Raw genomic sequence first — 5,946 nt, 5'->3', positions numbered from 1 at the left:
GAGCAGGTCGGCATGCTTGACCATGTGCTTTTCGGAATACTTCCAGTACTTGCGCACGGGCAGGGGCCACTTGGCACGGAGCCACTCGTGACCGTCGGGATTCACATAGAACTTGCCGCCCAGCTTGTGGATTTGTTTCTGGAACTTCCGCGCAAACGGGCCGATTCGGCAAGCAAGGCAATACACGATAGGGTGCGGAATCTTGTTCTTCTTGATATAGGCGATGCTCTGCTTGATGGCCAGGACATCGTAAGCGATGGCCGCCGCCGCACCGATTTTCGGGACCTTCACCTTGAAACAGCGGGCGTTGTGGTAGTCGAACTCGCTGTTTTCTTCGGCCTTGCACGCCACATGGTACTTGAAACGGGAGTCGTCCTGGTGATATTCGGTCAACTTATCGACGAAGGTCTCGTATCCGCCGTATGCCCCGGGGATACCCTTGCTGCCAACTATGAAAATATGCTGAACATCTGCCATAAATCAAACCAAATGGGCGTCCTTCCCCAGTCTACGGGGAACTGCGGGGTGCGGTCCGGCAAACAAAAAGTCACTAGTCAACGTCATCGCGAGGGTCTCGTCCGTTCAATGTGCGGCAATCCGTGATGTCCGTTACCACAAATTGCGTAATTGCGTATAAATTTAGAAAATTACGGAATTGTTACAAGGGGGATACATGATATATGGCTGGGGAAAGCACAAAATTACATGCAAGGCGGCATAATTTCGGGCTTCCGGCAGGGCTGATCCACAGCAGGCGCTCCAGCACCGGGCTCGGACAAGGTCTTTTCTTAAAATAAATCTTGACATTATCAAGATAATATCATATATTATAAGCATGAACGTGAGAATAAGCGACCACGCAAAAGAGCACATGAGGGACTGCTCCATTTCCGAACAGGACATCCGCGACCTTTTTGACGAGAAAATTCCCGTAGTCAAGGCCGAACAGTCAAAACAGTATGAAGACTGCATCGAAATCTACGCAATTCTTTCCGGCCAGCACTGCAAGGTAGTTTATTCATACGCCACAAACACAGTAACAACCGCTTTCAAGTTGAGGGACAAACAATGGGAAAAATTGACGAAATCGAACGAGACGCAGCCAAAAAGGCCGCATACTTCGAGAACCGCACCGAAGCCCAAGAACTAGCGGATCACAAGTGGGCCGAGAAGAACGGTCTTTCGTTTAGCGGACCGGACGCACTGACTAAGGCCATTGCGGCCTCAAAGCAACGTGCAGCAAAAAAAGCGAGAAAGTCCAAGGTCGGTACAAGCTTCGACCCCGGCGTCCTGGAGGCATTCAAGGCAAAAGCCGAACGCGTGGGCATACCTTACCAGACATTACTCAATTCCGTTGTCAAGCGGTACACAGAAGGAAAACTTGACATAGAGGTCGCCTAAGGCAACTTTCCTCATCGCCCTGAAACAACCGTTCCAGGGCTTCTTTATTGGAAATTTTTTAAGTAACCTATTGACATTCGCGTCAAAATAGTATACATTTGTGTAGTATGAAAAACGAAAAGGAAAACGAAATTGTCATATTCAGGACAGACGACGAAACAATCAACGTTGAGGTCCGTTTTGAGGACGAGACCGCCTGGCTCACGCAGGACCAGATGTCAACCCTTTTCGGCAAGTCCAAATCGACCATCAACGAGCACATCAAGAACATCTTCGTGGAAGGCGAACTCATTGAGTCACAAGTGATGAGAAAATTCGGAAATTCCGAATTTACGGGAAATTTGACTAAATTGACCAATTTTTAAGTCATCTACAGCCGAGCTGACGCAGAAAAGGCGTTCATGGGGCTCACAACATTTTCCGGCGACAAGCCAAGCCTTCAAGATGCGCTGATTGCCAAAAACTATCTAGACGAGCGTGAGCTCCGGGCCATGGGGCAGATTGTATCCGGTTACCTGGACTTCGCCGAACGCAAGGCAGAACGGCACGAGCCGATGACCATGTCCGACTGGTCCAAGCATCTGGACCAAATACTCACCGCCGGCGGAGAAAAACTTCTACAAGGCAACGGCTCCATTTCCCACGAGCAAGCAGTCGACAAGGCTACAGGCGAATATCGCAAGTATCAACAGAAGACCCTTTCCTCGGTAGAAAAAGCTTTCCTTGACTCGATTAAAAGCATCGAGAAAAAGGTAGAGAAAAACTAACGAATGAAAGACAAATCGCTTTTTTCGCCCTGAACCGACCACTTCCAGGGCTTCTTTATTGGAAATTTTTTAAGGAACCTATTGACAACTACACAAAAATAGTATACATTTGTGTAGTATGAAAGAGATTTTACTATACAAAACCGATAATGCAGAAGTCAAGGTCGAAATTCTGTTGCAAAACGAGAACTTATGGCTCACCCAGGCCAAGATGGCCGAACTATTCGATGTGCAGAAGGCGGCCATTTCAAAGCACCTGAAGAATATCTTTGCCGATGGCGAATTGAACGAAAAAGTGGTAGTTTCCAAAATGGAAACAACCACTCCCCATGGAGCGATGGTTGGCAAGGAACAAACAAAGTTCGTCAACATCTACAATCTCGATGCTATCATCGCAGTAGGCTACCGCATCAACTCCAAAAAGGCGACCATGTTCCGCATCTGGGCGACGCAAGTCCTGAAGGAATACATAATCAAGGGCTTCGCCATGAACGACGAGCGCCTGAAGGATCCGCAGAACTTCTTTGGCAAGGACTACTTCGAGGAGCAGCTAGAACGCATCCGCGAAATCCGGGCTAGCGAGCGCCGTTTTTACCAAAAAATCACGGACATCTACGCCCGATGCAGCGCAGACTACAGCCCTGACAGCCAAATTACGCAGGATTTCTTCGCAACAGTGCAGAACAAGATGCATTATGCTGTAACGCACCAGACCGCAGCAGAAATCATATACTCACGTGCAGACAGCAAAAAGGTGAACATGGGGCTCACGACATGGAAAAACGCCCCCAACGGCGACATACGCAAGCCAGACGTTTCCATCGCCAAGAACTACCTGTCGCAAGAAGAAATTGACACCCTGAACAGGATTGTCACCATGTATCTGGACTTCGCCGAACTGCAGGCGAAACGCAGCCAGGTCATGTACATGAAGGACTGGGTGGAAAAGCTAAACGCATTTCTCCAATTCAACGAGCGCGACATTCTCGAGGACAAGGGCAAGGTCACACACGAAATTGCCAAGGCATTCGCGGAAGGCGAATACGACAAATTCAGGATAATCCGCGACGCCAATTACAAAAGCGACTTCGATAAGTTGATGGAGTCTATCGCGGAATACAAGACGTAAAAAAGTCAAAAACTAAGGAACCTATTGACAACTACACAAAAATAGTGTACATTTGTACAGAGATAATCTAAACGATGGCTTTTGAACGCATGTAAGCCATAAGGGGCAACCAATGAGCGACTTTTACGCCGAGACGCGTGCGATTGCGGAATCCAAGGCGAGCACGCTGTCGAAATACACCTACGACACATACCTCTCCCACCTGCGCAAGCTGCAGATGTACAGGCCCACGGCGGAATGCCGCGACATCACCGAGGCGTTCGTCTTCGGCTACATCGACTTCATGCACGCGCGCAAGAACAGCGCCGGCTGTATCTACCGCTCGCTTTCCATACTCCGGATGTTCATCAGGGAACTGCTCCGCAGGCGCAAGATGCGCCGCGACCCCATGCGGGACTTTCCGCTCAAGAAGGTCCGCAACCGCCGCGAGTTCCTGGAAATAGACGAACTCGAAAAGCTGTACTCCGGCTTCAGGGAACGTTCCGAGCAGCTCAACTTCTCCGAGCGCGAGGCGCTGCGGGCTTTCCTCTTCTCGTGCTTCACGGGCCTGCGCTTCTCGGACCTCCGGGCGCTCACCCCGCACGACATCCACAACGGCAAGATACGCATCTTCACGCAGAAGACCGGCGCGCAGGTCTACATCCCAATCCCCGCCCAGGCGCTGGCCCTTCTCGAGGGCACGGGCGAGACGGCCCTGCACGTGGTGGACAACTCCACGTTCAACAAGAACCTCCGCGCCGCCGCCAAGAAGCTGGACTTCCACAGCCACCTGCACGCGCACATCGCGCGCCACACCTTCGCCACCTCGTGCGTCTCCTTCGGGGTGCCCATCGAGGTGATCTCTAAGGTGCTCGGCCATGCCAACATCCAGACGACGCTCATTTACGCGAACTACTCCAACAAGGTCATCGACCGCGAGATGGAAAAGTTCAAGATAAACGTCCCGGCAGGGTGACGCGGCTTTGAAGATGGAAGCCTAAAAACATGAAGATACGCGCAGACTTGATTTTTGAATTTGATAAATGTATATTTCGCTAGAGGACACCATCAATGGCTACATCGAGCATAAAAAACAGTTTCACAGTGACAGGGACCAAGCAAGTCAAGTCCTTCGTTAACGCTGTCGCGCGCTCGTTAAAGAATCCTGTTTCCAGGAGTCGTGTCAAGGCAGAAGTTCTTAGCGGTACATCCGGTTTAAGAAAGCTTTCACTGCTCCGAAAAAAATATGGATTCTAGAACTTACTTCGTCTTAAACATCAGAGAATATCTGGGTAACGCACCCTTGGAAGAAGACCTGTCCGGTCTCATTTCCAGGCAGGGCCGAACGACTCAATTACCGGGAACGAACAATTCTGCTTATGCAGCACGGGGTCGGTGGAGTTCTTTGCGTCTTGGAATGCGAAAACAAGAAAAAACTCCTGAATTTCTACTGCGTACAAAACCACTTTGTCGAGTTCGGGACGAGGAGAACCAAATCCTCAGACAAGAACCTATTGCAGTTACTGAAAACAATTTAGGACTTTGGGATTGTTCAATTCAAATCTGAGATTCTAGATGACATTTGTACAGAGATAATCTAAACGATGGCTTTTGAACGCATGTAAGCCATAGGGAGCAACCAATGAGCGACTTTTACGCCAAGACGCGTGCGATTGTGGAATCCAAGGCGAGCACGCTGTCGAAATACACCTACGACACATACCTCTCCCACCTGCGCAAGCTGCAGATGTACAGGCCCACGGCGGAATGGCAGAATACATCGTTTCTAACAATCGGCATTTCGATATTCTGAAAAGCATCGACTTTCCGCTGGTCTCAGTTCGATCCATTCAAGAATTTTCCAAAGAACTCGCGGACGAGATGTAAATGATTTCATAAACAACTTATGCAAAAAAAGGCCGCAGCATTTTATTGCTACGGTCTTTAATGTTTACTCGCTTGTTAGGAGATTACACTTCTTCAATAGAAGCGTGGTATTCCTGGAGGCTCTTCACGGCGCCGTGGCCGTTACGAGCGGCGGCGATGCCCTTCACGGTGTTGTAGGCACCGGCAAGGGTCGTGATGTAAGGAACCTTGTACTTGATGGCGGCCTTGCGGATAGCGCTTTCGTCCTTGATGGCGTCACGCTTTGCCCACGGCGTGTTGATGATGAGGTTCACCTGCTTGTTCAGGATGATGTCGAGGACGTTGGGGCGGCCTTCGGCGATCTTGTTCACCACTTCGCACTTGACGCCGGCCTTCTCGTAGAACTTGGCGGTGCCTTCGGTAGCGTAAATCTTGAAGCCGAGCTTCTGGAATTCCTTGCCGATTTCGATGGCCTGTTCAGACAAGTTAACCTTGTCGGAGAGGCTGATGAGCACGGCACCTTCGTTCGGGAGGAAGGAACCGGCGGCTTCCTGGCTCTTGTAGTAGGCCAGGGCATAGTCGTCGGAGAGGCCGAGCACTTCGCCGGTGGAGCGCATTTCGGGGCCGAGCACCGGGTCCACCTTCGGGAACTTGTCGAAGGGGAACACGGCTTCCTTGGCGCCGTGGTGGTTGAACTTCTTGTCCTTGAGCTTGAGGTCTTCGAGCTTCGCGCCGAGCATGAGGCGGGTAGCGAGGCGGGCCATCTGGGTGTTGCAAACCTTGGAGACCAGAGGCACCGTGCGG

7 protein-coding genes and 1 pseudogene are annotated in these 5,946 nt (G+C 50.7%); 6 read left to right on the top strand and 2 right to left on the bottom strand.

The annotated features are described in order from the left end of the window. Positions 1-477: DUF1972 domain-containing protein (locus B2310_RS10430; protein WP_290731241.1), on the bottom strand; the 477-nt coding region annotated here is incomplete at its 3' end. A 591-nt stretch (positions 478-1,068) separates the two neighbouring features. Between B2310_RS10430 and B2310_RS10425 the strand changes: the two genes are divergently transcribed. The 6 genes from B2310_RS10425 (at position 1,069) to B2310_RS10400 (ending at position 5,089) form a co-directional block, all read left to right on the top strand. Beyond that, the gene (locus tag B2310_RS10425; protein WP_290731238.1) at positions 1,069-1,401 is read left to right on the top strand and encodes a BrnA antitoxin family protein; all 333 of its coding nucleotides are present in this window, start codon (positions 1,069-1,071) and stop codon (positions 1,399-1,401) included. Between the two features lie 107 nt (positions 1,402-1,508). Continuing rightward, entirely contained in the window at positions 1,509-1,766 is a 258-nt protein-coding gene (locus B2310_RS13415) for a hypothetical protein (RefSeq protein ID WP_290731235.1), read from the top strand. Positions 1,767-1,769: 3 nt separating this feature from the next. Continuing rightward, on the top strand, positions 1,770-2,168 hold the full coding sequence (gene rhuM, locus B2310_RS13410) for a RhuM family protein (protein ID WP_290731246.1): 399 nt from the start codon (positions 1,770-1,772) through the stop codon (positions 2,166-2,168). Positions 2,169-2,286: 118 nt separating this feature from the next. Beyond that, positions 2,287-3,297 carry a virulence RhuM family protein gene (locus B2310_RS10410; RefSeq protein ID WP_290731232.1) on the top strand — a complete coding sequence of 337 codons (1,011 nt, stop codon included), beginning with the start codon at positions 2,287-2,289 and terminating at the stop codon, positions 3,295-3,297. Between the two features lie 112 nt (positions 3,298-3,409). Beyond that, entirely contained in the window at positions 3,410-4,252 is an 843-nt protein-coding gene (locus B2310_RS10405; RefSeq protein WP_290731229.1) for a tyrosine-type recombinase/integrase, read from the top strand. A 666-nt stretch (positions 4,253-4,918) separates the two neighbouring features. Then, a complete protein-coding gene (locus tag B2310_RS10400) occupies positions 4,919-5,089 on the top strand; it encodes a hypothetical protein (RefSeq protein ID WP_290731226.1) in 171 nt (56 codons plus the stop codon). Between the two features lie 157 nt (positions 5,090-5,246). Here B2310_RS10400 and B2310_RS10395 read toward each other — a convergent pair. Then, positions 5,247-5,946: pseudogene (locus B2310_RS10395) on the bottom strand (carbamoyl phosphate synthase large subunit); the annotation flags it as partial.

The organism is Fibrobacter sp. UBA3629 (assembly GCF_002374005.1).
In the GTDB taxonomy this organism is placed as follows: Bacteria; Fibrobacterota; Fibrobacteria; order Fibrobacterales; family Fibrobacteraceae; genus Fibrobacter.
This window is presented reverse-complemented; position numbering and strand designations above follow the sequence as displayed.

What these genes read in the sequence shown, in the direction of transcription:
- B2310_RS10405 (WP_290731229.1), top strand. Translation starts at nt 3,410, where the DNA reads ATGAGCGACTTTTACGCCGAGACGCGTGCGATTGCGGAATCCAAGGCG.
- B2310_RS10400 (WP_290731226.1), top strand. Translation starts at nt 4,919, where the DNA reads ATGAGCGACTTTTACGCCAAGACGCGTGCGATTGTGGAATCCAAGGCG.
- B2310_RS10425 (WP_290731238.1), top strand. Translation starts at nt 1,069, where the DNA reads ATGGGAAAAATTGACGAAATCGAACGAGACGCAGCCAAAAAGGCCGCA.
- B2310_RS10410 (WP_290731232.1), top strand. Translation starts at nt 2,287, where the DNA reads ATGAAAGAGATTTTACTATACAAAACCGATAATGCAGAAGTCAAGGTC.
- B2310_RS13415 (WP_290731235.1), top strand. Translation starts at nt 1,509, where the DNA reads ATGAAAAACGAAAAGGAAAACGAAATTGTCATATTCAGGACAGACGAC.